Annotated in this window: 23 protein-coding genes, 10 tRNA genes and 3 rRNA genes; 6 read left to right on the top strand and 30 right to left on the bottom strand. The window is 41.6% G+C overall.

Annotated elements, in window-relative coordinates; translation table 11 throughout:
* Positions 1 to 6: 6 nt before the first annotated feature.
* The 3 genes from rsmH to EQG49_RS02680 all read right to left on the bottom strand — a co-directional run bounded on the left by rsmH (position 7) and on the right by EQG49_RS02680 (position 1,990).
* Entirely contained in the window at positions 7 to 951 is a 945-nt protein-coding gene (gene rsmH, locus EQG49_RS02670; RefSeq protein ID WP_133362525.1) for a 16S rRNA (cytosine(1402)-N(4))-methyltransferase RsmH, read from the bottom strand.
* A 29-nt stretch (positions 952 to 980) separates the two neighbouring features.
* Positions 981 to 1,412 carry a division/cell wall cluster transcriptional repressor MraZ gene (gene mraZ / locus EQG49_RS02675; RefSeq protein ID WP_133362526.1) on the bottom strand — a complete coding sequence of 144 codons (432 nt, stop codon included), beginning with the start codon at positions 1,410 to 1,412 and terminating at the stop codon, positions 981 to 983.
* A gap of 215 nt (positions 1,413 to 1,627) precedes the next feature.
* Positions 1,628 to 1,990, bottom strand: coding sequence for a DUF3397 family protein (locus EQG49_RS02680; RefSeq protein ID WP_133362527.1), 363 nt, complete (start codon positions 1,988 to 1,990; stop codon positions 1,628 to 1,630).
* 155 nt (positions 1,991 to 2,145) lie between these two features.
* Between EQG49_RS02680 and EQG49_RS02685 the strand changes: the two genes are divergently transcribed.
* Positions 2,146 to 2,280: a DUF4044 domain-containing protein gene (locus tag EQG49_RS02685; RefSeq protein WP_133362528.1), complete on the top strand. Its 135-nt coding sequence runs from the start codon at positions 2,146 to 2,148 to the stop codon at positions 2,278 to 2,280.
* Between the two features lie 436 nt (positions 2,281 to 2,716).
* Here EQG49_RS02685 and rny read toward each other — a convergent pair whose 3' ends face one another.
* From rny to EQG49_RS02710, 5 genes are all read right to left on the bottom strand, one after another.
* A complete protein-coding gene (rny, locus tag EQG49_RS02690; RefSeq protein WP_133362529.1) occupies positions 2,717 to 4,300 on the bottom strand; it encodes a ribonuclease Y in 1,584 nt (527 codons plus the stop codon).
* A 164-nt stretch (positions 4,301 to 4,464) separates the two neighbouring features.
* Positions 4,465 to 4,902 (bottom strand): hypothetical protein, encoded by a 438-nt coding sequence (locus EQG49_RS02695; RefSeq protein ID WP_133362530.1) that lies wholly within the window; start codon positions 4,900 to 4,902, stop codon positions 4,465 to 4,467.
* Between the two features lie 177 nt (positions 4,903 to 5,079).
* On the bottom strand, positions 5,080 to 5,259 hold the full coding sequence (gene rpmF, locus EQG49_RS02700; RefSeq protein WP_133362531.1) for a 50S ribosomal protein L32: 180 nt from the start codon (positions 5,257 to 5,259) through the stop codon (positions 5,080 to 5,082).
* 65 nt (positions 5,260 to 5,324) lie between these two features.
* Positions 5,325 to 5,870, bottom strand: a complete 546-nt coding sequence (locus EQG49_RS02705) for a YceD family protein (protein ID WP_133362532.1) — start codon at positions 5,868 to 5,870, stop codon at positions 5,325 to 5,327.
* Positions 5,871 to 5,969: 99 nt separating this feature from the next.
* On the bottom strand, positions 5,970 to 7,121 hold the full coding sequence (locus tag EQG49_RS02710) for a nucleotidyltransferase (protein ID WP_133362533.1): 1,152 nt from the start codon (positions 7,119 to 7,121) through the stop codon (positions 5,970 to 5,972).
* A 239-nt stretch (positions 7,122 to 7,360) separates the two neighbouring features.
* On the opposite strand from EQG49_RS02710, the gene EQG49_RS02715 reads away from it, so the two are divergent.
* Positions 7,361 to 8,245 (top strand): helix-turn-helix domain-containing protein, encoded by an 885-nt coding sequence (locus EQG49_RS02715; protein WP_133362534.1) that lies wholly within the window; start codon positions 7,361 to 7,363, stop codon positions 8,243 to 8,245.
* A 264-nt stretch (positions 8,246 to 8,509) separates the two neighbouring features.
* Here EQG49_RS02715 and EQG49_RS02720 read toward each other — a convergent pair whose 3' ends face one another.
* The 3 genes from EQG49_RS02720 to EQG49_RS02730 form a co-directional block, all read right to left on the bottom strand.
* Positions 8,510 to 8,659 carry a hypothetical protein gene (locus EQG49_RS02720; protein ID WP_243115738.1) on the bottom strand — a complete coding sequence of 50 codons (150 nt, stop codon included), beginning with the start codon at positions 8,657 to 8,659 and terminating at the stop codon, positions 8,510 to 8,512.
* Between the two features lie 393 nt (positions 8,660 to 9,052).
* Positions 9,053 to 9,250: a hypothetical protein gene (locus EQG49_RS02725; RefSeq protein ID WP_133362536.1), complete on the bottom strand. Its 198-nt coding sequence runs from the start codon at positions 9,248 to 9,250 to the stop codon at positions 9,053 to 9,055.
* A gap of 47 nt (positions 9,251 to 9,297) precedes the next feature.
* A complete protein-coding gene (locus tag EQG49_RS02730; protein ID WP_133362537.1) occupies positions 9,298 to 9,714 on the bottom strand; it encodes a transposase in 417 nt (138 codons plus the stop codon).
* A gap of 363 nt (positions 9,715 to 10,077) precedes the next feature.
* On the opposite strand from EQG49_RS02730, the gene EQG49_RS02735 reads away from it, so the two are divergent.
* The 3 genes from EQG49_RS02735 (at position 10,078) to EQG49_RS14130 (ending at position 11,803) form a co-directional block, all read left to right on the top strand.
* Positions 10,078 to 10,647 carry a hypothetical protein gene (locus EQG49_RS02735; RefSeq protein ID WP_133362538.1) on the top strand — a complete coding sequence of 190 codons (570 nt, stop codon included), beginning with the start codon at positions 10,078 to 10,080 and terminating at the stop codon, positions 10,645 to 10,647.
* Positions 10,648 to 11,022: 375 nt separating this feature from the next.
* Positions 11,023 to 11,214 carry a DUF2922 family protein gene (locus EQG49_RS02740; RefSeq protein WP_165964737.1) on the top strand — a complete coding sequence of 64 codons (192 nt, stop codon included), beginning with the start codon at positions 11,023 to 11,025 and terminating at the stop codon, positions 11,212 to 11,214.
* Positions 11,215 to 11,659: 445 nt separating this feature from the next.
* Positions 11,660 to 11,803 (top strand): transposase, encoded by a 144-nt coding sequence (locus tag EQG49_RS14130; RefSeq protein ID WP_133364513.1) that lies wholly within the window; start codon positions 11,660 to 11,662, stop codon positions 11,801 to 11,803.
* 415 nt (positions 11,804 to 12,218) lie between these two features.
* Here EQG49_RS14130 and EQG49_RS02750 read toward each other — a convergent pair.
* From EQG49_RS02750 to EQG49_RS02810, 13 genes are all read right to left on the bottom strand, one after another.
* Positions 12,219 to 12,302: transfer RNA gene (locus EQG49_RS02750), tRNA-Leu, on the bottom strand.
* A gap of 38 nt (positions 12,303 to 12,340) precedes the next feature.
* A tRNA-Gln gene (locus EQG49_RS02755) sits at positions 12,341 to 12,412 on the bottom strand.
* 8 nt (positions 12,413 to 12,420) lie between these two features.
* Positions 12,421 to 12,493, bottom strand: a tRNA-His gene (locus tag EQG49_RS02760).
* Positions 12,494 to 12,504: 11 nt separating this feature from the next.
* Positions 12,505 to 12,575 (bottom strand) — tRNA-Trp (locus tag EQG49_RS02765).
* Positions 12,576 to 12,615: 40 nt separating this feature from the next.
* Positions 12,616 to 12,688: transfer RNA gene (locus tag EQG49_RS02770), tRNA-Phe, on the bottom strand.
* Positions 12,689 to 12,711: 23 nt separating this feature from the next.
* Positions 12,712 to 12,785, bottom strand: a tRNA-Asp gene (locus tag EQG49_RS02775).
* An 8-nt stretch (positions 12,786 to 12,793) separates the two neighbouring features.
* Positions 12,794 to 12,866 (bottom strand) — tRNA-Val (locus EQG49_RS02780).
* Positions 12,867 to 12,871: 5 nt separating this feature from the next.
* A tRNA-Glu gene (locus tag EQG49_RS02785) sits at positions 12,872 to 12,943 on the bottom strand.
* A 10-nt stretch (positions 12,944 to 12,953) separates the two neighbouring features.
* Positions 12,954 to 13,070, bottom strand: a 5S ribosomal RNA gene (rrf, locus tag EQG49_RS02790).
* Positions 13,071 to 13,159: 89 nt separating this feature from the next.
* Positions 13,160 to 16,040: ribosomal RNA gene (locus tag EQG49_RS02795) — 23S ribosomal RNA — on the bottom strand.
* A 212-nt stretch (positions 16,041 to 16,252) separates the two neighbouring features.
* A tRNA-Ala gene (locus EQG49_RS02800) sits at positions 16,253 to 16,325 on the bottom strand.
* Positions 16,326 to 16,331: 6 nt separating this feature from the next.
* Positions 16,332 to 16,405 (bottom strand) — tRNA-Ile (locus EQG49_RS02805).
* Between the two features lie 94 nt (positions 16,406 to 16,499).
* Positions 16,500 to 18,025, bottom strand: a 16S ribosomal RNA gene (locus tag EQG49_RS02810).
* Together the 16S, 23S and 5S rRNA genes with 10 tRNA genes alongside form the textbook arrangement of a ribosomal RNA operon.
* Before the next feature lie 818 nt (positions 18,026 to 18,843).
* On the opposite strand from EQG49_RS02810, the gene EQG49_RS02815 reads away from it, so the two are divergent.
* Positions 18,844 to 19,593 (top strand): TerC family protein, encoded by a 750-nt coding sequence (locus tag EQG49_RS02815; RefSeq protein ID WP_133362540.1) that lies wholly within the window; start codon positions 18,844 to 18,846, stop codon positions 19,591 to 19,593.
* Positions 19,594 to 19,886: 293 nt separating this feature from the next.
* Here the strand turns inward: EQG49_RS02815 and EQG49_RS02820 are convergent, their stop codons facing one another.
* The 6 genes from EQG49_RS02820 to pepA all read right to left on the bottom strand — a co-directional run bounded on the left by EQG49_RS02820 (position 19,887) and on the right by pepA (position 25,226).
* Positions 19,887 to 20,609 carry a Bax inhibitor-1/YccA family protein gene (locus tag EQG49_RS02820; protein WP_133362541.1) on the bottom strand — a complete coding sequence of 241 codons (723 nt, stop codon included), beginning with the start codon at positions 20,607 to 20,609 and terminating at the stop codon, positions 19,887 to 19,889.
* 228 nt (positions 20,610 to 20,837) lie between these two features.
* Positions 20,838 to 22,154 carry a UDP-N-acetylmuramate--L-alanine ligase gene (gene murC / locus EQG49_RS02825; RefSeq protein ID WP_279232831.1) on the bottom strand — a complete coding sequence of 439 codons (1,317 nt, stop codon included), beginning with the start codon at positions 22,152 to 22,154 and terminating at the stop codon, positions 20,838 to 20,840.
* A gap of 140 nt (positions 22,155 to 22,294) precedes the next feature.
* The gene (locus EQG49_RS02830; protein ID WP_133362543.1) at positions 22,295 to 22,816 is read right to left on the bottom strand and encodes a hypothetical protein; all 522 of its coding nucleotides are present in this window, start codon (positions 22,814 to 22,816) and stop codon (positions 22,295 to 22,297) included.
* A gap of 124 nt (positions 22,817 to 22,940) precedes the next feature.
* Positions 22,941 to 23,579 carry a YtpR family tRNA-binding protein gene (gene ytpR, locus EQG49_RS02835; RefSeq protein ID WP_133362544.1) on the bottom strand — a complete coding sequence of 213 codons (639 nt, stop codon included), beginning with the start codon at positions 23,577 to 23,579 and terminating at the stop codon, positions 22,941 to 22,943.
* Between the two features lie 95 nt (positions 23,580 to 23,674).
* Positions 23,675 to 24,001, bottom strand: a complete 327-nt coding sequence (locus EQG49_RS02840; protein ID WP_133362545.1) for a thioredoxin family protein — start codon at positions 23,999 to 24,001, stop codon at positions 23,675 to 23,677.
* A 145-nt stretch (positions 24,002 to 24,146) separates the two neighbouring features.
* Positions 24,147 to 25,226 (bottom strand): glutamyl aminopeptidase, encoded by a 1,080-nt coding sequence (gene pepA / locus EQG49_RS02845; RefSeq protein ID WP_133362546.1) that lies wholly within the window; start codon positions 25,224 to 25,226, stop codon positions 24,147 to 24,149.
* Positions 25,227 to 25,344: the final 118 nt, after the last annotated feature.

Here is a 25,344-nt window from a genome sequence, read left to right on the forward strand (position 1 = left end):
TTTCTTTTATTTTATCCGTTCAATAATTCGTAATTTAGCTGAGTGTGAACGGTGATTTGCTTCCAATTCAGCTTCACTTGGTAAAATCGGTTTGCGCGATACTAACCGGTAATCAGGTTGCATTTCATCGGGAATAACTGGTAAACCTTGTGGCAAATCAGGAATCTCCGTTTTTTCTTTAAACATCGCCTTCACAATGCGATCTTCCAATGATTGGAAAGTAATCACAGAAATGCGACCACCCACGTTAAGTAAATCTAGTGCTTGTTCTAGCGATGTTTCTAATGCACCTAATTCATCGTTCACAGCAATGCGGATTGCTTGGAAACTTTTCTTAGCTGGGTGTCCACCATGACGACGCGCGCCCATTGGGATTGCTTCTTTAATGATATCCACCAATTCAAAGGTCGTTTCAATTGGTTGTTGGTCACGATGTCGTTCAATTGAACGGGCAATTTGTTTAGCAAACTTTTCATCACCATAACGGCTCAAAATTCGCATCAAATCATTGAATGACCAGTCATTAACAATGGTGCGGGCATTTAGCTCTTGGTTTTGATCCATCCGCATATCAAGTGGTGCGTCGTAGTTATATGAGAAACCACGTTGTCCATCATCAAATTGGGGAGAAGAAACACCTAAGTCGTAAACCATTCCATCGAAACCGGTTACACCAAGTTCAGCTAAAGCTTCCCGTAAATTACGGAAATTGCTCTTAACCAATACCACACGCCCATCAGCGATTTCACTAGCCAAATTTTCTTGGTTATAATTTAACGCCGTATCATCTTGGTCAAACGCATACAACGTTCCGGTAGTTAATTTTGAAGCAATTAAACCGGAGTGGCCGCCACCACCAAGTGTTCCATCAGCGTAAATGCCGTCCGGTTGGATGTTCAACCCGTCAACTGCTTCATTTAATAAAACTGTGATGTGATTGAACTCTGCCATCAAACCAACCTCTTCTTTTTCTTTTTTTGTTAAAAGTTAAAATCTACCAAACCATCAGCGATATCATCAAAATTTTCTGCTGTATCTGCTGTGTAATCTTGCCAACTCTGCGCATCCCAGATTTCAAAACCGTTCCCTGAACCGGTGACGATGGTATCTTTAGCAATTTGGGCGTATTCACGTAATGTTTGGGGAATTGTTACACGTCCTTGCTTATCAAATTCAGCTTCCGTTGCACTTGAAAAAACAAAACGCTTAAATGCTCGTGCTTCTTTGTTAGTCATAGGAAGCTCGTTTAGTTTGCTTTCAAACTTATCCCATTCATCTAATGGAAAACCATAAAGTGAATGTTCAAGCCACTTAATCAAAATAAATTGATCGCCCAATTGGTTACGAAATTTGGCAGGAATGATTAGTCGACCTTTTGTATCAACTGTATGTGAGTATTCACCCATGAACATATTAGTCGTTCCTACCCTTCCGTTAGATTGTGCGATTTTTAGTTAAATTAAAGCATATATATAATTTACCACATTCCCCCACTATCTACCACCACTCCCCACCAACTTCTAAAAAAATTATTAAGTTCGCAAAAAAACAGCACTTTGCAAATACGCAAAGTGCTGTTATATCAACGTTTAAGAATTGTGGGACAAAGTGGTGCCTAAGTGGGGGATTATCCCAAAATTAAGCCAAAAACCAACAAAATTACATAAACTACGGGAAAGAAGATATCTGACATCCGCCAATATGCAACCAAGTAGCTTTGGTATGTGAAATTTTGTTGCCAAAAACCGCGAAAAATCACATAGGCAATGGCTAACAACAGCCACGCAATCAGCAAATAAGGAACAAATGACCAACCAAATATTTGATAACTTAACATATGAATATTCAAAAGGACAAATGGCGCTAAAATATCTGCGATTTGAAGATTTCGGGGAACGTAACGATAAAATGTCCGCCGTGCAACGAAAAGTGCCGTAAACACAACTACTGTAATTAACAGCATCACTGACCAAGGCATCAAAACAGCCATTATTCATCTTCTCCTTTATATATTATTAATTTTTGCGAGCACTATTTAAAGAAACAATAAAATAAGCATACAATAACGTAGGATTATCTTGCAAGGGACAAATTTTCCATGTACAATTTTTGGAAAGAGATTTAGAAAGAGTGTGATATTAAATTATGTATGAAGAAGATGGATCTAAGAAGAAAAAAACAGGTTTCCAAAAATTTACAATGGTCATGGTATGGCTAATGATTATTGTCACTATTCTCGGGGTCGTACTTGGCGCCGCTGGTGGTTTAGGCTTAATCTAGTAGCAAAGTAACCCGAAATTTAATATTTATTTGTTAAAGGTGATCGCACTTATTATGTGTAATCACCTTTTTTCGGCTGCAAAAGCAAAGAACAAGGTCCATTTGTTCTAGCGCGGGATTCGCATCATTTGTGTACTTTTATTTATGAACACTCACGTACCACGGAATATAGGTACTAGTTTTGAGCACATTACAAAATCAACGATAACTGATTTAATTGAACCCATACCCCACGAACTAATTTTGATTAGTGTTATTTTACATATTATAAATTCTAAACAACCACCAAATTACTGCTCATTTAGACTTGCGCATTATTTTAGCGACTCAGTTGGCTTTCAATGTACTTCAGCCCACGTCAGATGGTCTAAGAGCCCAAAGCACAAAGAAAAAGGCTAGTTATCAATTAAATGACAACTAGCCTACTTCATTTTAATTATTGTGCAATCGCAACATTGCGTGTTTCACGAATTACCGTAACCTTGATATGACCTGGGTAATCCAAGTCATGTTCAATTTGGTTCTTCACGTCACGTGCAACAATTGCAGCTTCCAAATCGCCAACCGCTTCCGGTTGCACCATCACGCGGATCTCACGACCTGCTTGAATAGCGAATGATTTTTCAACTCCGTCAAAGCCATTCGCAATTGTTTCCAATTGTTTCAAACGTTGAACGTAATTTTCGAGCGATTCAGAACGTGCTCCTGGACGAGCAGCTGAAATCGCATCTGCTGATGCTACCAACACAGCAATCACAGATTGAGGTTCTTCATCCCCGTGGTGTGATGCAATTGTGTTAATAACAACAGGCTTTTCGTGATACTTGGAAGTGATTTCAATCCCAAGTTCCACGTGCGAGCCTTCGACTTCGTGGTCGACGGCTTTACCAATATCGTGTAATAATCCGGCGCGTTTGGCAAGAGTAACATCTTCGCCAAGTTCAGCGGCTAAAATACCTGATAGTTTTGCAACTTCGATTGAGTGAGTGAGAACATTTTGACCATAAGAAGTCCGGTAGTTCATCCGACCGATAATCTTGATTAAATCGGGGTGAATCCCATGAATTCCCAAATCAAAGACAGCTTGTTCACCAGTTTCACGGATTTTTTCATCCATTTCTTTGCGAGCCTTTTCAACCATTTCTTCGATTCGAGCGGGATGAATCCGACCATCTTGAATTAATTTTTCTAAGGCAAGCTTAGCAATTTCGCGACGAATTGGATCAAAACCAGAAAGCACAACAGCTTCTGGTGTATCATCAATAATCAAATCAATCCCAGTTAAGGTTTCAATTGTACGAATATTGCGACCTTCACGACCAATAATTCGGCCCTTCATGTCATCACTTGGCAAGTTAACGACTGAGACGGTTGTTTCAGAAACCATATCAGCTGCAGAACGTTGAATAGCTTGAACAACAATGTTCTTCGCCCGCTTTTCAGCTTCAGCGTTTGCTTCGTCTTCACTTTCCTTAATTAACATGCCACGTTCATGCGACAAGTTTTGCTTTGTTTCACTCAAAATCAGGTCACGAGCTTCACTGGTTTCCAAACCAGCAACTCGTTGTAATTCAGCATCGCGTTCCTCAACGAGAGCTAAAGCTTTTGCTTGGAGTTTTTGTACATTGTCATTATCACGACTAAGTTTATCTTCCTTAGTTGTAATAGTGGCTTCACGCTTTTCCAATGCAACATCCTTACGATCCAATGATGATTCACGTTGTAACAAACGGTCTTCTTGCTTTTGAACTTCGACACGACGGTCCTTCAGTTCATTTTCAACTTGCGTTCGGTACTTGTGACTAGCATCCTTAGCTTCGATTTCAGCTTCTTTTTTCAAAGTTAACGCTTCTTTTTCGAGCGTCTTAGCTTCTTTCTTAGCTTGGGCAAGGAAGTCTTCAGCAGTTTGGTGGGCCTTGATTAATGTCTTTTCGTAAGTGTTCTTACGCACGAAATAACCAACACCAGCACCAATTACTAATCCTAACACGGCGACTATTGCTGCCAAAGATCCTGACATAATGCCTCCATGCGTGCAGTTTTGCAAATTGTGTTATGCAATTTATTTTTCAAAGTTGTAATATTTGATTCATACACATACTCCATTCTATGGTTATTATGTCACTAAGTCAATAAAAAAGGTGGATTATTATGCACGCTTCTCCAGTGCTACGCTATCAAAATTCACTCAGTACCTGCCACCGATTCCTCGGCATTCTTTTCAGCTAACAACGTTGCCTGAAATTCGGCATCATTTTTTAATTTAAAAATTTCCGCATAATCGAATTGTGGTACCATGATTTCACGTCCATACAAGCGCATGGGTACTTTACGTGCAACCGGTAGAATTCCCGTGCTTGTTAACGCTTTACGCATATCCTTGTCGATACCCAAAATGTCTTCAACTTCAAATGGCCGTAGCGTTTGTCTTGTGCTTGCCCATTCTAACAACTCGTCTTGTAAAGCCTCACTGTTACAATACAAATCTACTAAGCGACAAACTAATTCCCCTTTAGCTAAATCTGTATCTACTGGTTTAACGCTGAATCCAGTCAAACCCTCTAATAAGTCCTCCACCGATAAATTCATTAATAGCGGGGCAATCTGTGCAATCATTTCCATTATGCTATTCCTCACATTTCCTAAAATCAAAATAATATGAACATGAATAGGTATCAGACACTGCGCAGCCAAATCCCTATCATAAATAACATACGAAATTTTACCGTGGAATTTTTAAAAAGCGCAAAAAAAATACCGATTACTATTAAAAAATAGCAATCAGTATAATTTTTGGTCTTACTTAGCTGACTTAACAACTTCTTGACCGTTGTAGAAGCCACATGATGCACAAACATAGTGTGACTTACGTAATTCTCCACAGTTTGGGCAAGCGCTCATACCTGCGGCAACAAGCTTGATGTGACCGCGACGGGCACGCTTGTTAGACTTTGAAGTCTTGTGTGATGGAACTGCCATAGTAATAGTCCTCCTTATAAAATTTATATCCACGCGTGTTACAAATTTAATGTCTGCTACACTCCCTAATCCTGATCAGGGAATAAGTCTTTGAGTTTAGCGAGACGTGGATCAATAGTAGTAGTTTCGGCTTTTTGGGCTTCGAGTTGTTGTTCAGTAACAACTTCCCAATCATGACCAGATGGCAACTTAATGTCATCCTCGTCTTCGTCCTCAGCCAAGATTTGCAAAGGAATTTGAAGTAATAAATACTCCTCCACCGCTTCATCAAAATTCAATACATCGTTATCTAATAAGATTACTGAATCGGTAATCTCATAACGATCCAAATGACTTTCATCAGAAGTATATGTTTCATCAATATCGAAATCAAGTGGCAAATCCACCGGCTTCAATGAACGTGATGAAGGCACAACCATCTGACCCGTCACATGGGCATGAATGTAGACGTCTTCGTTTCGGTATTCAAGGAAACCTTGCACTTCAACGGGCGTGACATCTAAGATGAATTCAGGGAATCGCTTTAAAACATCTTCCTTGAGATCTAATGTTTCCGTAATTTGAAGAGCTTCCTCTTTGTACTTACGTAGTTCAAGCAATGACCATTTCATAGTGGTTCCTCCTTTTGCAACTTATCAAGTATACCCGATACACCTAATTACGTCAAAGTTTTTTCACATTTTTTATGATTGCTTTTTTAAAATGTTAATTTAATCAGCTATATCAAGGCTTCTAAGTGGTACCCGGCCAATATTTTGGTCCCGTTTATCACCTTTTAATTGCCCATAAATACTATCAACCCGATATTGCAGCTCATACTCACCCTGCCTTAATTCGCGATTAACTTTACTAATTAGTGGTAATGTGAAATCTTTTTTATTAGTTCGTAACCAAGTTTGACCGCTATTAGAATAACCCAATAAATGTAGCATGGGATGTGCCATGGCATTGTGCATGTCATCGTCTGTCACGTTTAATAGCGTATACAATAATACCCGTTGAATCCGTGCATACGTAAAGCGTTTTGTTTTGACTTGGTCCATAAAGCTCGCAAAATCAGTGTATCGATAGCTTGCTTCCTTTATCCGATGCTCTAGCCCCTCGTTCATTTGATAAATGTGCGCTAAATCTTGCGCTGACGTCGTTTGGAGTCGATAACGTAATAACGGCCACCAACCGACCGAAAAAGGTGTTACATCGGCTCCAAGGGCTAAATCTTGTGCCGTTTGTTGTGGCACGTATTGCGCAACGTCGGCCGTACTCATACGGATTGCTGTAGCACTTGCAATATGACCAGCTTCCGGTAAATTATCATCATGATACCCCGCCTGAACCCGTTGAATTGGGGTTAATTTAATGTCGGCATTTAATTCAATAATTGCCCGTGCATATCCAAATGCTAATATATCATTAGGATCATCCAGACGGACACCGGTAGCTTGCGCAAGTTCTGTATTAAACGCTGAGGCAAAAGTTTGATTATAACGTTGAAATTCGGCGGCTTGTGTTGGCATTTTGCGGGCTAAGTCTAAAAAATTATATTCGGCATGTTCAACGCCAAAAACAATCTCACTCACCCCTAATGCCATAAGCTGCTCCACCGCTCCGCGGGCAAATAAATGCGCTGGTTGAACAGCAGCACTGAATGGCAATTCAAAGACTAAATCGGCCCCATTTTGTAGCGCTTCATTCGTACGTGTCCATTTATCAAAAAGTGCTGGCTCACCGCGTTGAACATAGTTACCACTCATCATTACGATAACCACATCTGCATTAGTTAACCGTTTAGCCAGTTGCAAATGGTATAAGTGCCCATTATGAAAGGGATTGTATTCTGTAATTAGCGCCACGTTTTTTAACATGTTCCCCCAACCTTTCTGATTTTTTCTGTAATTAATTACTTCATTATAACGATTCACTCTTAGTTGCTCAAATATTTTCCTAACTAAAATATCAGGGCTACCATTGTTTAAAACTTTGACCCCGTCCCAAACATTGAGCTATATTTGCAAGAAAACTAGCAATATCGACACGTCAATATTGCTTTTAACCATAACTACCAATATACTTTTATATAAATAACTAATTAGGGAGTAGACAGATGTTTCTAGGTAGCGTTATTAAACAAAGACGAGAAGAATTACATCTTACCCAAACTCAATTGAGTAGCGGAATTACCACTCAAGCCACGATTAGTGAGCTTGAAAACAAGAATTCTGCCCCAACCATCAAAATCCTAGTCGCTATTTGTAAGCGGCTTAATTTGACGTTAAATGACGTCGTGTCTGATTTCAACGTCCACCGTGCGGATGATGTCATCCAAAAGCTTAACTTAGCCGAAAAATATAGTCGCTCATTAAAGCCTGATAAAGTTAAGGAAGTAATCGATAGTATCGACACCAAAGACTTATCAACTGATGAAGCAACCGCCTTTTATTATTTTTTAAAGGGAAATATTGCTTTAATTATTGACCAGGATTTTGATGATGCCCAATTTTATTACAATCTTGTCTTGAATGCCCAGGACAAGAACAACCCTTCAATTTATGTGATTTTAGCGGAAACTTCGATTGGCATTAGTTACTTCCGCAAAGACGATTCACAAAAAGCAAAATATTACTTAGACAAAGCGTTTCACGATATCATGACTGGTGATCTCAATTTACAAAATAATTTATCACGTGTCCAATTCGCTTTGACTAATATTGGTAACTACTATTCAAAAATCAAAGAATTTGAGCTGAGTAAAACCGTCCTCGAATACGGAATTCAGCTCAATCGCGAATTCGGATCAATTAACTCCCTTGACTACTTCTATCACTTGTTAGCATATGATTTAATACAAGAAGATCCTAACAACCTTGAGCAAGCAATCTACTACGCTAAGATTGCTGTTAGCATGGCCGAGCATTTAAAAAATGATTATATGGTCGAACATAGTTCTTACTTTGTCGAACACAAAAAATTTCTTCCGGATGTTAAATAAACAATTTACTTGTACCCTCAGCATTGGACTAAAACGGCTCTGTGTCAAATTCTGTTGGTAGGACTATTTTGGAACTAGAATCTTAATGGATTCTGGTTCCTTTTTTGTTTATTTTGCGAGGATGGAACGGAGTGACATATGAGCCAAATAAATGGAGATTGGGACATCTTAAAAAATCTGACGGATTCGCCAGAGTAAGTGAGCCATATTTTTGTAACCACACGAGTTACGTTTAAGCTGTTTGATTTTGTGGTTCATTACCCTTCAACGTCCATTTGAATAGTTCGAGGTGATGCTGTTTTGAATTCCCTTATAATTCTTGGCGAAAGTCGAAATTGCGCTGTCCATATCGTTTCCCATAATCGTGTAATGGGTGATGATGTCTTCGAAACCTGATAAATCTTTGTTATGCATTGCTTTCATAATTTCCTGATATGCAGTCCAAACCTGACCAAATTCAGGATATTCGTCGAAGACGATGCCAATCGCTTGTTCTTGTGTTTAGATATTTCATTAAATTCCACGCATGTAATAAGGTTTCGTTTTTTCGAAGATTCCTCATACATCATGTGGAAGATTTTCATTGACTCTTTCATGATTTTATAGGCTCGATTATTTGTTTATCATCAATGCGTTTTTTGAATGTTCTTACGAACACTATCAAGGCGTTACCGATAACGCTGAGCGATATGGAAGCCGTCGATAATTGATTTCTGCGTTCGGAAATAAGACTTTAATGGAAACTGGCGTATTGAGCGTTCATATCCATGACAACGTGCTTACACGCTTCCGATTAGCTAGTGAAAATCAAGAAAATATTGTTTTGATGTTTTGGTAGTCGAATTGGGCCAGTACTTCAAATTGCTTGATTGAAAGTGGCATCACACCAAATAAAGCTAAACTGATCATTGGCTGAGCGGACTCATCCATGGAAATAGCTTCGGGTAATTGTTGTTTAAAATTGTATTTGATACTTGTATTGTCCGCCTTCGTATATTGCGTCATATTCGATTCGTTGTACAGAATTTAGGTGAGATAATGAGGTTGCTTAGCTACAGTTTTTCTGTCATCATATCTTCGTTTAGATTCTGTTTTACGATTACTTTCGTGTTTCGTGAAATTTGGCAGTTCTTTTTGAAGTCGGATGACGCTGCTGTAAATGTATTACCACAATTCTTACAGTGAAAACGTTGTTTACGCAGCGCTAAGCGCACATCCCACAAGCTCGTGCCAGTGAGTCGCATCTCGGTTGAAGTCCACCCCCAGTGCTCGACGCAATCACGAAAACCACAGTCACTGCATCGGCTAACGGAATAGGTTAAATTAGCGGTATAAATTAAGCATTTATGTCGCTTGTCTCCGCGACCACGATAATCAAAATAGTTCCATTCTCCTGCTTCATTGTCGGTAAAATGGATGTTTTTATCTTTTAAATTTAACTCACGTAAGATACAATTGTCTTGGGACATAATAAATAACCTCGCATACTTTTTGATTTTTGTCGGTTGGAACGTGGTGATGGACATTTAATATGTCCTTTTTGTTTTGTACATAATTATCTATTCTAGGCTCATCTGTCGCTTTACTCCACCCTCGCGAAGAACATAAAAAACTGCTGACGGATTTCTCCACCAACAGTAAAAAGTATAGAGCCACTAAAACCCAATGCTGGGGGTTTTTAGTATTCAAAAAAATTTTAATTGTTTATCTAATATTATAAATACAATATAATTTAATTGATTTTATAATATTACTTGTGCTATATTTGATGTACTTTCATAACCGCATTATATGTAGTACCAATACATAATTCAGTAAACCTGGAGATAATCATGAAAAAAATGATTCTGCTGATTTTAGCCGTGTTAACGACCCTATTTTTGTTGTTAACTATTAACAACACGACCCAAGCCTTCCACACTAGTGAAGGCACTGCGAAAATAGTGATTACACAAGCCATGATATACGATAAACCTGCCCCAAAATTAGTGAATCATGCGGGTAAATATTACAAACTCATTGGTGATAAAGCAGTTTTTATTGACGCCGCTAGAAGACATGCAAAAACAATGCCCTTAGCACCTACGATTAACATTACGCCACATTCTGACAATACTAACATGGTCAAACAAACCTCAGAGGTTATTTCAGCGCGTGATACCATTTCAAGTAAATGGTGCAAACAGCAAGAAAACGTCCTAACTTGGCAAAATGTAGACTACACCAAAAATGATACCATCAATTACCACATTGCACGGGCACTCATTTATAGAGCTGTCCAACGGACTACGAAACCCACTTTTTTGCATTTTGCGTATCGCCAGTATCGATATTTTAATCACGAAGTTAACCAACAATATGCCGATTCAGTCGCACCAATTCACTCGGAGGTTACAAATTGAGTAGCTGCTGAGGGGTTGATCAATAATACATGCGTAAATGGGCTAATCTGAAACACCAAGCGCACCTCCAAAGATGTCGAATGGTGATGCTAAGACGAAATCAGCGAAAGTTAGGCATGATGATGTCCAGAACGAAAATATACTTCCATCCGAAATTAAGAAATTCTGCACCCATTACTTGCTAAATCCAGGTAGTTTTCGTCATCACCAGTAATAACCCTTGATACCAGTATTCCTGGGCATCAAGGGTTATTTTATATTCTTAACTGACAATATGGCGTGGACTGTTTTGGGACTTCAATTGTCGGCACCAATCCAACAATCTCAAGCCCCGACTTCCCTGTCGACAGCCACAAAATGAAACGAGGAAATATTATGACCGAAGCTAAAAAATTAGTCTTAACTTTTGAAAATGACCACGGCAAATCAAGTTTACTCACTTTAGTGAAATTCAAAGAACCCGTTGACGCCGCTAAGGTTAAGGCAACCATAGCAGTGATTGCCCAAAGCCAAATCTTCGTTACAAAGGAAGGTTTCCATACATATACAACACCAGCATCAACTTGAGTTAAATAGCAGAACTATGTCCCAGCCAACGAAACAAGCCTGATTTCGCCTTATCTTAGTAAAGTAAAAATCAGGCTTGTTAACATGCAGCAAAAGGCTACAACCGTTGATATAACTCACTTAATTCATCACCACGCTCGCTTTACTGACACATTAAGTTTCATTATCTCAAGGTTGCATATCGCCTTTTGCCCCACTACCCTTTTTAGTATTCAAATTTCAAATTATTGATGATAGTACGTTCAATCATCTTGGTCAGAATAAAAAACAAGATTGCGCAGCTCTCGATTACGCTGCTACACTTGATGTTATGCTTGAATGTTACCCTTACTGCGCGCATCTAAGCTTGTACCGCCATTCCACGGAGTTATTCGGGGGCATGGATTGCCTCCCGCTAACGACTATTGATGCGGTTCATCAAACCTTCTAAAAATATAGCCGTGGCATCATTGAATCGTTTTGGGTGACAGCCAGTAACGGGCGCGTTGAAGGTGTTAACCGGCGCATCAACCAAATACAGCGGACTGCCTATGGTTACGTTAAGGCCGCTAAACTTGTTTCATCGAATTCATTTCTAATTATTAAATAAACCCGTTTTAACATCACAATTCACTAAATTGATGACATAATAAAACTCCGAAATTCGTTAAGGTTCCAGGGTTATTTCACAATCCTAATTCCGTCCAACCCACGTCAGACGGAATAGTGCCGAATAATTGTCTAAAATTTTTCTAGCGCGGAATTTGGATATGTGTCTCAGATTGATTCCCACTACGTGTCTGGAACCAGTCTGGACACCGTGATGGAAGACAAGCACTTGAAGCTTGGTTCGCTAACGTGGTAACCATCTTCACAAATCCATAATCAGTAACGAAACCCGTTACTGATTATGCCATCACGGTGCGAGCTAAAGTCCAGCCTCTTCGTTAGTTTGAGCAGGCAGTCTGCATTGAGGTTCAAAAAAATACCGAATCTCAATTAAGAGATTCGGTATTTCTAATTAGTGCCGTCGGTGGGGGTCGAACCCACACTCCCGTGAAGGAACTGGATTTTGAGTCCAGCGCGTCTGCCAATTCCGCCACAACGGCATATTTATATGTTTTACTAACCTAGGCTAGATTAATAACTGGGCTAGCTGGATTCGAACCAGCGCATGATGGTACCAAAAACCATTGCCTTACCGCTTGGCTATAGCCCAATAACAAGGGCGGTATATGGGAATCGAACCCATGCGTGCTGGTACCACAAACCAGTGTGTTAACCACTTCACCAATACCGCCATAATATAAACAGGGATAGAGGGAGTCGAACCCCCACTGATGGTTTTGGAGACCATAGTTCTACCATTAAACTATATCCCTATAGCTTTGCAAAACCACTTGAGCATTACAGCTCACCCAATGGCGCTGGACGGAATCGAACCGCCGACACATGGAGCTTCAATCCATTGCTCTACCAACTGAGCTACAGAGCCATACTGCTTAATAAATGTTGCAACGGTCACAACGGGACTCGAACCCGTGATCTCCCGCGTGACAGGCGGGCGTAATAACCAACTATACCATGCGACCAATGATAATGGAAGATACAGGGCTCGAACCTGTGACCCTCTGCTTGTAAGGCAGACGCTCTCCCAACTGAGCTAATCTTCCGAAAGTGTCCCGTACGGGATTCGAACCCATGTTACCGCCGTGAAAGGGCGGTGTCTTAACCACTTGACCAACGGGACATAATTCAAAGCATGGCGACGTCCTATCCTCGCAGGGAGCGATCCCCCAACTACTTTTGGCGCTACAGAGCTTAACTTCTGTGTTCGGCATGGGAACAGGTGTATCTTCTGCGCTATCGCCACCACACTTTTTGAATTATATCTGAGAAATTAATAACTTCGTCTCTCAAAAACTGATACTATCATTTATTAATTAACCTTACGGACACCCACTTCGTGGTTAAGTCCTCGACCGGATTAGTATTAGTCCGCTCCATGCATCACTGCACCTTCCACTTCTAACCTATCTACCTCATCATCTTGGAGGTCTTACTTTCATAAAGAAATGGGGAATTCTCATCTCGAGGCGAGTTTCACACTTAGATGCTTTCAGCGTTTATCTCATCATACATAGCTACCCAGCGGATGCTCTGGCGGAACAACTGGTACACCAGAGGTATGTCCATCCCGTCCTCTCGTACTAAGGACAGCTCCTCTCAAATTTCCTGCGCCCGCGACGGATAGGGACCGAACTGTCTCACGACGTTCTGAACCCAGCTCGCGTACCGCTTTAATGGGCGAACAGCCCAACCCTTGGGACCGACTACAGCCCCAGGATGCGATGAGCCGACATCGAGGTGCCAAACCTCCCCGTCGATGTGGACTCTTGGGGGAGATAAGCCTGTTATCCCCAGGGTAGCTTTTATCCGTTGAGCGATGGCCCTTCCATGCGGAACCACCGGATCACTAAGCCCTACTTTCGTACCTGCTCGACTAGTCAGTCTCACAGTCCAAGCTCCCTTATGCCTTTACAACTCTACGAATGATTTTCCAACATTCTGAGGGAACCTTTTGGGCGCCTCCGTTACCTTTTTAGGAGGCGACCGCCCAGTCAAACTGCCTGCCAGACACTGTCTTCACCACGATAGTGGTTGTGAGTTTAGAGTGGTCATACAGCGAGGGTAGTATCCCACCAACGCCTCAATCGAAACTAGCGTCCCGATTTCTACGGCTCCTACCTATCCTGTACAAGCTGCACAAACACTCAATATCAAGCTACAGTAAAGCTCCATGGGGTCTTTCCGTCCTGTCGCGGGTAAAACCGCATCTTCACAAGTCTCTCGTTGAAGACAGTGCCCAGATCGTTACGCCTTTCGTGCGGGTCGGACTTACCGACAAGAATTTCGCTACCTTAGGACCGTATAGTTACGGCCGCCGTTTACTGGGGCTTCAATCTGAACCTTCGCCGAAGCTAGCCATTCCTTTACCTCCGGCAGGCGTCATATACGTCATCTACGATTTGCAGAAACCTGTGTTTTGATAAACAGTCGCCTGGGCCTATTCACTGCGGCTGACCTTTGCGGTCAGCACCTTCTCCCCGAAGTTACGGGGTCATTTGCCGAGTTCCTTAACGAGAGTTCTCTCGCACACCTTAGGATTCTCTCCTCGACTACCTGTGGTCGTTGCGGTACGGGCAAATGTTATTCTAACTAGAAGCTTTCTCGGCAGCGTGAAATCAATGAACTTCCCTACTAAATTTCGTCCTCATCATCGCTTGTTCCTTGAAGATAAAGCATTTGACTCTTATCAAGACTTACGATTTACGCACATATTCCACAGTGCGCATCATTATCCTTCTGCGTCCCTCCATTGTTCAAACAAATACACCTGGTACAGGAATATCAACCTGTTATCCATCGACTACGCCTCTCGGCCTCGCCTTAGGTCCCGACTAAACCCTGGAGGACGAGCCTTCCCAGGAAACCTTAGTCATTCGGTGGACAGGATTCTTCACCTGGTCTTTCGCTAACTCATACCGGCATCTCACTTCTAAGCCGCTCCACCAGTCCTCACGGTCTAGCTCATTGCCCTTAGAACGCTCTCCTATCGCGCCACTTACGTGGCACCGCAGTTTCGGTAATATGTTTAGCCCCGGTACATTTTCGGCGCAGAATCACTCGACTAGTGAGCTATTTACGCACTCTTTTAAATGTGGCTGCTTCTGAGCCAACATCCTTAGTTGTTCCTATGCAACTCCACATCCTTTTTCCACTTTAAACATATATTTAGGGACCTTAACTGGCGGTCTGGGCTGTTCCCCTTTTTCGACGGTGGATCTTATCACTCATCGTCTGACTCCCGGACATAAATCAACGGCATTCGGAGTTTATCTGAATTTGGTAACCCGAGATGGGCCCCTAGTCCAAACAGTGCTCTACCTCCGTGATTCTAATTCCGAGGCTAGCCCTAAAGCTATTTCGGAGAGAACCAGCTATCTCCAAGTTCGTTTGGAATTTCACCGCTACCACACGTCATCCCCAGCCTTTTTCAACAGACACGGGTTCGGACCTTCCAGTGCGTTTTACCGCACCTTCATCCTGCACATGGTAGGTCACCTGGTTTCGGGTCTACAAACAACATACTATATTCGCCCCATTTCAGACTCGCTTTCGCTACGGCTCCGGTCTTTCCACTTAACCTTGCATGTTATCGTAACTCGCCGGTCATCTAACAAAGGCACGCTATCACCCATTAAACGGCTCTAACTTATTGTAAGCACATGGTTTCAGGAACTATTTCACTCCCCTTCCGGGGTGCTTTTCACCTTTCCCTCACGGTACTGGTTCACTATCGGTCACTAGGGAGTATTTAGCCTTGCGGGATGGTCCCCGCGGATTCCGACGGAATTTCACGTGCTCCGCCGTACTCAGGATCCAGAACGGAGGCTATAACATTTCGATTACGGGGCTATCACCCTCTCTAGCTCAACTTCCCAGTTGATTCATCTATGTTATAACTTGGTAACTCCAATGTTCTGTCCTACAACCCCTAAAAGCAAGCTTCTAGGTTTGGGCTCTTCCGATTTCGCTCGCCGCTACTACCGGAATCGATTTTTCTTTCTATTCCTGTTGCTAATGAGATGTTTCAGTTCACAACGTCTACCTTCATCCTGCCTATATATTCAGCAGGTGATAATTACTCACGTAATTGGGTTTCCCCATTCGGAAATCTCCGGATCAAAGCTTACTTACAGCTCCCCGAAGCATATCGGTGTTAGTCCCGTCCTCATCGGCTCCTAGTGCCAAGGCATCCACCATGCGCCCTTATTAACTTAACCTAGTATCTTTCGATACGGTTAATTTTTGAGCGGTCAACTTGTTAGTTGACCTTTAAAGCGAGATAAAACTATTGTTTTAAAACTCAAAAAAACGCGATGTTCTCGGCTCAATTTAATAATATAAATATTAAAAATTGAATTGATTAATTAATTTAAATGATAATATTCAGTTTTCAAAGAACAAGTTTTACACTACAACCCGAAGGTTGCAATGGAGAATAGCGGGATCGAACCGCTGACCCCCTGCTTGCAAAGCAGGTGCTCTCCCATCTGAGCTAATTCCCCATGATATGGGCCTAAATGGACTCGAACCATCGACCTCACGCTTATCAGGCGTGCGCTCTAACCAGCTGAGCTATAGGCCCATGGAATTGGGTAAATCCAATTAATATTGAGAAGTAAACCTCTCAAAACTAAATAAAGTTTTGACAAATGTGTAAGTTTCCGTATTATCCTTAGAAAGGAGGTGATCCAGCCGCAGGTTCTCCTACGGCTACCTTGTTACGACTTCACCCTAATCATCTATCCCACCTTAGGCGGCTGGCTCCCGAAGGTTACCCCACCGACTTTGGGTGTTACAAACTCTCATGGTGTGACGGGCGGTGTGTACAAGGCCCGGGAACGTATTCACCGCGGCGTGCTGATCCGCGATTACTAGCGATTCCGACTTCATGTAGTCGAGTTGCAGACTACAATCCGAACTGAGAATGGCTTTAAGAGATTAGCTTAGCCTCGCGACTTTGCGACTCGTTGTACCATCCATGTAGCACGTGTGTAGCCCAGGTCATAAGGGGCATGATGATTTGAACGTCAATCCCCACCTTCCTCCGGTTTGTCACCGGCAGTCTCACTAGAGTGCCCAACTTAATGCTGGCAACTAGTAATAAGGGTTGCGCTCGTTGCGGGACTTAACCCAACATCTCACGACACGAGCTGACGACAACCATGCACCACCTGTCACCTTGTCCCCGAAGGGAACGTCCTATCTCTAGGAGTGTCAAGGGATGTCAAGACCTGGTAAGGTTCTTCGCGTTGCTTCGAATTAAACCACATGCTCCACCGCTTGTGCGGGCCCCCGTCAATTCCTTTGAGTTTCAACCTTGCGGTCGTACTCCCCAGGCGGAATGCTTAATGCGTTAGCTGCGTCACTAAAGGGCGGAAACCCTCTAACAACTAGCATTCATCGTTTACGGTGTGGACTACCGGGGTATCTAATCCCGTTTGCTACCCACACTTTCGAGCCTCAGCGTCAGTTACAGTCCAGAGAGCCGCCTTCGCCACTGGTGTTCTTCCATATATCTACGCATTTCACCGCTACACATGGAGTTCCACTCTCCTCTACTGCACTCAAGTTATCCAGTTTCCGATGCAATTCTACGGTTGAGCCGTAGGCTTTCACATCAGACTTAAATAACCGCCTGCGCTCGCTTTACGCCCAATAAATCCGGATAACGCTTGGGACATACGTATTACCGCGGCTGCTGGCACGTATTTAGCCGTCCCTTTCTGATAAGATACCGTCACTCAATGAACAGTTACTCTCACTGACGTTCTTCTCTTATAACAGTGTTTTACGACCCGAAAGCCTTCATCACAACACGCGGCGTTGCTCCATCAGACTTCGTCCCATTGTGGAAGATTCCTACTGCTGGCCTCCCGTAGGAGTTTGGGCCGTGTCTCAGTCCCAATGTGGCCGATCAGTCTCTCACTCGGCTACGTATTCATCTCTTAGTGATAGCAGAACCATCTTTTAAACTTGAACCATGCGGTTCTAATTGTTATACGGTATTAGCATCTGTTTCCAAATGTTATCCCCTGCTAAGAGGTAGGTTTCCCACGTGTTACTCACCCGTTCGCCACTGACTGCATTGTGATTAATCTCTCCGAGCAAGCTCTTCAATCATAATCACCACAGTCCGTTCGACTTGCATGTATTAGGCACGCCGCCAGCGTTCATCCTGAGCCAGGATCAAACTCTCAATTTAAAATTGAGTCTTGATGACTCTTTTGTTATCCTGAATCAATTACCGGGGAGGTAATTGATTCAATTTATTTGCGAAATTGACTTTTGCAAATCTGTACATCTTAGATTCAAAATCTAAGACCCTTACATCATTTGATTGTCAAAACTTTATTCAGTTTTCAAAGATCTACCGTGCTGCATAAGTAGCAGCAACGTTTATTTATATTACTCGTTTGACTTATGAAAGTCAACAACTAATTTAAATTAATTTGTTTGTTATCAGATACATCTCGTACCAAATTGACAACTTTTATATATTAGCAATTTATCGTTTGCACGTCAACAACTTTTTTAAATTGTTGAACTAATATAAGTTGTTGTCCTTTTGACAACTATTTAATATTACCTAATTCATTTTTAAAATGCAAGCATTAATTATTATTGTTTTTCATACCATCTTCATCCTACAACAGCTCTGCTTACACTATAACTAATCAAGCAGATTGTTATGCTTGCGTTTCGCAGGGTTCAATAAACATGTGCGCTACTTTTCGGTAATAGTAAATTACCACTGTCTATTAACCCTTTCTAGTTGTGTTCACCTCAACAGCTTCTAATATGTAAAACATTCTACGGACACAATCTTACATTATATGAATTTGTCATTTTGTTCGAATCGCTTTCTACTTATTCTTACAAGTGATTATCTGACTTGGTTTCCTATGGTAGTACACATCTTGGAACGGTCATTCCGGGATATGTGCTATCATAAAAGCAACTAATAACACTATCATAAGGATCCACCCGGGTATCCTTTTTCGTGAAATAACAGGAGGAACTATGCTAACTTGGTTACATCAACTAATTGCCCCATTCTTTGATGGGGCTAACTGGCACCAAGCCATCCTAACTGGTAACGGCTGGCTAGTAATTATTTCAATCGTAATCTTAGAATGTTTACTATCAGTAGATAATGCTGTGGTACTCGCTGCTAAAACGTCGGTCCTCACTAACGAAAAAGACCGTGAAAAAGCATTATTTGCCGGCATCTGGAGTGCTTTTATTTTTCGAATGCTTGTGGTAATCATTGCAGCTTACATCGTTGGCTTCTGGCAAATTAAAGTAGCTGGTGCAATTTACTTGATTTATTTAAGCCTGGAATACTTTTGGAAATCCAATCATGCTCAAGGCACTAAAGATGACATAACTAGCGCTGATATTCCACATTCTAAGCAAAATGCATCACCAAAAGTTTGGCGCGTGGCGTTAGAACTAGAAGTAATTAATCTACTTTTTTCTGTTGATTCAGTTTTAGCAAGCGTTGCAATTTCACCTAACCCTGTCATCGTACTAATTGGTGGAATTGTTGGGATCCTGGCCGTCCGCTTCATTGCCGAAGTCATCATGAAAGTCATGGTTTTTGTGCCCGAACTTGAACCTATGGCATATATCTTGATTGCAATCATTGCCATTAAGATGTTTCTTGAAATTCCCGCAATCGGTCTCGAACTTTCGGCCGGATGGTTTGCTTTACTAATTCTTGTAGTTGTCGGTGTAACACTCTTAATTCATCGATTACGCGATAAATAACCCACTAAAAAATAGAACACAACTCCCGTTAACAAGCCTGATTTCCCCTTTAATTTATCAAAAGGTAGAATTCAGGCTTATTAACGCACTTTGAAACATTTCCGGTTGGGACAAGCGAATCCAGGTACTTTGCACAAAAACACGCTTTTCCCCGCGCCCTTTTGCTGAGATTATCCCCCCTATACTTCTGTCCGCAATACTTAGCATGGTTACTTCATAGTTTTCAATCTAGCGCACAAAAAAAGAACCGCTCGTTTGAACGATTCTTCTACATATTAGTTACATACTTCCATTTAATCGCGTCCGCCACCAAAGATTCGTAACAGGCTTAAGAAGATGTTAATAAAATCAAGGTATAAACTCAAGGCACCGAACACTGCTAACCCGGTCATGTTGGCTGAGTTACCATTTTGCATGTAAATTTGCTTCATCTTGTTTGTATCATACGCTGACAACAACGTGAAGATAATTACTGAAGCCCATGACAAGAACAAGCCTACAGCACCATTGCCAAGAAACATATTTACAACTGAAGCTACAATCAGACCAATCAAGGCACCAAATAAGTGGCTCCCTAATTTTGTCATGCTCTTCTTAGTAACCATCCCCCAAACGGACATGCTGATAAAGATTGCAGCCGTTCCGACGAAAGCACCAATGATTGATGCACCAGAATAGATAACAAAGATGGATGACAACAACACACCATTAACAATTGAGAACAAAATTAACATTGGTAATGCCGAAGCCACACCACGGATTCCTTTTGAGTTCACAGCTAATACCAAAGCAAATTCAACGATAATCAAACCGTAGAAGAACAAACGATTTGTGCTAATTGCTTGCATCAACCCAGTAAACACATTGGCCGTTGACCAAGCAGTTATTGCTGATACTAGCAACGCCATCGACATATAACGGTACATTTTTGCGAAAAACTTAGCCAAGCCGACCTCGCTAACCACATTTTGCTGTCCACTACCTTCATAGTAGCTTACATTATCATTATTATTCATTTTGTAAAATTTCCTCCTCAAACTAATTTCGTTAGTCTTTCCTCTGACCAATGTTGATTATAACATCAATCTCAACATTTTAACCGAAGTTCACATTTTTTTCAAATTTCAACGCCAATAAAAAAGTGCTGAATACAGCAAAAGACCCGATTCTACCTAGAAGATAAAATCGAGCCTACTGTGGGGTGAACACATTACCTTCCACTCCCGATTGTTGATTACCTTCAGTTAGGCATTCAACAATTGTTTATATTTTTCTTCGTATTTTTGTAAATCACCAGCACCCATGAACACCAAAACAGCATTGTGTAAATCGAGCAGTTGATCCATGCTGTCTTCATGTAAAATTCCTTGGAATTTATTCATGCGCGCGCCTAAATCAGCAGAGCTAATTGCACCAGTTGTTTCACGCGCTGAAGTAAAGATTTCAGTCAAATAGACTTTGTCCGCTTTGTCCAAAATATCGACATAATCATCTTGGTATGCTTGTGTCCGCGAGAATGTGTGTGGTTGGAAAATAGCGACAACTTCACGGTTTGGATACTTTTGACGTGCAGCATCAATCGTTGCCTTGATTTCAGTTGGGTGGTGCGCATAATCGTCAACCAACACAATATCATCACTTAGCTTAGTTTCGGCGAAACGGCGCTTCACCCCTGTAAATGAAAGTAATTCCTGCTTTACCAAGTCCAAATCAAGTTTCTCAAAGTAACTGACTGCAATTACTGCCAATGAGTTCAAGACACCGTGTTCACCAAATAATGGCGTTGCAAAATTGCCAAGAAATTCATCATGATAGTAAACATCAAACTTCGCGCCTTCTGGTGAACGCTCAATATTAGTTGCTCGGAAGTCATCATCGGTACTTGTGCCATAGAAGTACATTGGTACATCAGTCTTCAACATCCGGAGTTGGGCATCATCCCCCCATGCAAAGATTCCCTTTTTCACCTTGTTCGCCACATCTTGGAATGCAGAGCGAACATCATCAATCCCAGTAAAATAATCAGGGTGATCAAAATCAATATTCGTCATAATGGCATAATCTGGGGTATAGTCTTCAAAGTGACGACGGTATTCGTCCATTTCAAACGTAAAGAATCGCGCATCCTTAATTCCCTTACCAGTACCATCACCAATTAAATAAGCTGTTGGTTCAACACCACCCAACACGTGGGCCAAAAGACCAGTTGTTGACGTCTTCCCGTGCGCACCAGCAACCCCAATTGAAGTTGTTTCATTAACAAGTTGTTCCACAACTTCTGGGTATGTCTTAATATCCAAACCCATCGCAATTGCTTGTGCAACTTCAACTTGGTCATCTTCAAATGAGTTACCGCGCACAATCGTCCAACCTTCGTGCAAATTGGCCGCGTCAAATGGGTACATCTTAATGCCCGCAGCTTCAAGTGGCGTTTGGGTAAACGTATATTGGGTAATATCTGATCCCGCAACCTCATACCCTTGATCATGCAAGATTAGTGCTAATGATGCCATCCCCGAACCTTTAATTCCGATGAAATAGTACTTTGTTTCTGCCATAATTCCTAAAAATCTCCTTCGTATTTTCCCTGTATTCACTTATTCGCCAGATACAAACATGGTAGTAGTTTCATACCCAAGCGCTTACTATTATTTCACTGTATCACAATTCATAATTGCACGACACGCATTACACAAGACAATTATTTATCGTCTTCAAAATAACGCACGGGCTTAATTGCAGATTTTTCTTCATCGATAATCGACGAAAGCGAGTGTCCAAGTCCACCCTTGCGTTTATCTTTTTCGTCAACTTTATTATTGACCGCAAAATCGGCATCAAACAAACTTGGTTGCTTGTCTTTTTTTGGTGCCAACACTTCTGGTTTGATTCCGGACGTGGTTGATTGTGGTTGTAACAATGTCGTATGCACTTGAGCGTCGCGCTTTTCAAACAATTCGTCAGCCGCCTCATCTGTATACGTAAAAATGAAGTAACTATCAACTGACTTGCGTAGTTCAGCTATTTGTTGCCCGTAATCTTCGCCTGCTGGATTTTTACGCATATAACGAATTGGTCGCTCATACTTTTCAGTGAAAGCTGGGTGCCACTCTTTGCGAATCGGATTTGTGACTTGCGAATTAATCGAATTGCGCAAATCCGGGATGCTAGGGTCGTTTTTATGCTCCTGATAATAAGCAGGTGTTTTATAATCGTCTGCCATAATCTGCCATCTTTTCTTTTTATATTATTTTCAATTCACGTTGACGTTTTTATCTCCGCGTCAAAAAAGAGCAACCCTAAGGCTACTCCTTTTATATTAGCACAATTATGTGAAAGTAGGCACCTTAGGCGAATAATCCTTGCGCTTTTTCAAAATCAAACGCTGCACCAACTGCTTGGAAATCGTCAGGCAAGATCATTGCGCCAGGTACTTGTGGTGCATTTGGTAAGCGGAGTTCGCGACCAGAAACAATCATGCCGTTTGATTCAACGCCACGCAACGCTCCCGGCCAAATAATCAAGCCGCTTGGCATCATTGCGCCCACTTTAGCGACAACAACCTTGATACCAGCTTTCATATTAGGTGAACCAGAAACGATTTGTAGATAGTCACCTTCACCAATTTGCGTTTTCGTCACTTGTAAGTGATCAGAATCGGCATGTGGTTCAGTACTTTCTACGTATGCAACAACAAACTTTGGATCATGATCAGCGACTAATTCGCCTTCAAATCCAGCAGCCACCAACGCCGCATTCAGCTTCGCAACTTGTTCGTCAGACAATTCAACTGAACCGTTCACTCCTGCTAAATCAAGCAGTTCACTAATCTTCAAGAAATTGTAGCCCGTCGTTGTACCGGTTGCGGTATCAAAAATACGAGTAATATTGGTTTTTGCTTCGTGCGCTTGGTTTACTGCATCGGGTGCAGTCAAGACAATTAAAGTATCCCCAACATGCGTAGGGTTATAACTTGCAATTAACATAATTATTTATTTCCTATCTATTATAAAAGTCACTCTCTTAGTTTAGAGGGTGACTCGTCGGTTTTCAACCATATTGGCAGATTTAGCAAAAATAATTACGCAACTACCAAACTATTAATGAATTTTTCTACTTCAACTTTGGTTTTACGGTCTTTGTTTACGAAGCGCCCAGTTTCGACACCATTTTCAAAAGCCATAAAACTCGGAATACCAAAGACGTCTAGTTCAACACACAAATCAAGATTTTCATCACGATCAACTGCTAAAAATGTATATTCCGCATTTTCCGTTTCAATTTGTGGCATAACCGGCTTAATAAACCGGCAATCAGGACACCAATCAGCTGAAAAGAACAGAATGGTTTTCTTGTCACCAATCAGATCCAATAAGCCTTGCTTATCTGTTTTAGGTAAAGTTTGCATGTGTATCTCCCTTTTACTTATTTATTGTAATTGATTATACCATATTAGTATAAAAAATTTTTACTTTTTGCCAGACATGTACTCCTGCATAGCGAAAAAAAGACATCACTCTTTTGTCAAAGGTAATGTCTCAGTATTAGAATATTTAATTCCGTCCCCAAATGGTATCAACGGCGCTCTTATCAAGATGTAGCGCTAATTGTTTAACTAGTTCTTTGGCGGCTTCAAAGTCTTTAATTGACCAGACCGTTTGATGCGTGTGAATATAGCGAGAAGCAACCCCCAACGCAACGGCAGGCACACCGTTCAGTTCTGTTTGAGCCGCAGCCGCGTCTGTTCCACCTTTGGAAACAAAGTATTGGTATGGAATGTTATTTGATTCGGCAATATCCAATACAAATTCCTTCAATAGCGGAGGCATTACAACTGATGGATCAAAGACTCGTAGTAAAGTGCCTTCATCAAGGTGTCCTTGGTGGTTTGTCTTACCATTAATATCATCAGCCGCAGACGAATCAACTGCAAAGAAAACATCTGGTTTCATCATGTTTACGGCACCATGTGCACCGCGCAAGCCGACTTCTTCTTGAACATCGGCACCCATGATAAGCGTATTAGGCGTTGGTGTATCCTTCAACGCTTCTAACGTATCCAAGACCGTCACCACGCCGAAACGATTATCCCATGACTTTGACATCACGCGTTTCTTGTTAGCGGTTATTACAGTTTCAACCTTCGGTACGATAAAATCGCCAGGTCGCACGCCAAATGCTTCAGCTTCTTGCGCTGATTCAAATCCCGCGTCGAATAAGATATCTTCGATTTTTGGTGTCCCATTCGCACCACTATTACCACGCAATAAGTGTGGTGATACCGATGATGACACAACAGGATACGCATTATCACGTGTAAACAAAGTGAAACGTTGTGATAAAACAACGTAAGGATTCCAGCCACCGACAGCTGCCACGTTGAACAACCCCATTGGCGTGATGTTTGTAACGACAAACCCAACTTCATCCATGTGGGCAGCAAACATAATCCGTGGGGCATTAATATCTGCATTTTGTTTAACCCCAAAAACACCACCTAGACCATCTTGATGAATCTCATCAACCAACGGCGTTAAGTCAGCTTTAAACAACGCGCGGACGTTACTTTCATTTCCACTAGTTCCTTGCGCTTCCGTATACTTCTTGATTCGTGCAAATCCTTGTTCATCCATAATCATCCCGACCTCATTTTCTCAACTTATTGGTATATACCCACCATTATAGTCCTTTCGCTGCACTTTACTAAACAAATTGGATTATTTATTTACTGCAATAAAAAATCCCATCACA

This window comes from Periweissella cryptocerci, assembly GCF_004358325.1.
In the GTDB taxonomy this organism is placed as follows: Bacteria; Bacillota; Bacilli; order Lactobacillales; family Lactobacillaceae; genus Periweissella; species Periweissella cryptocerci.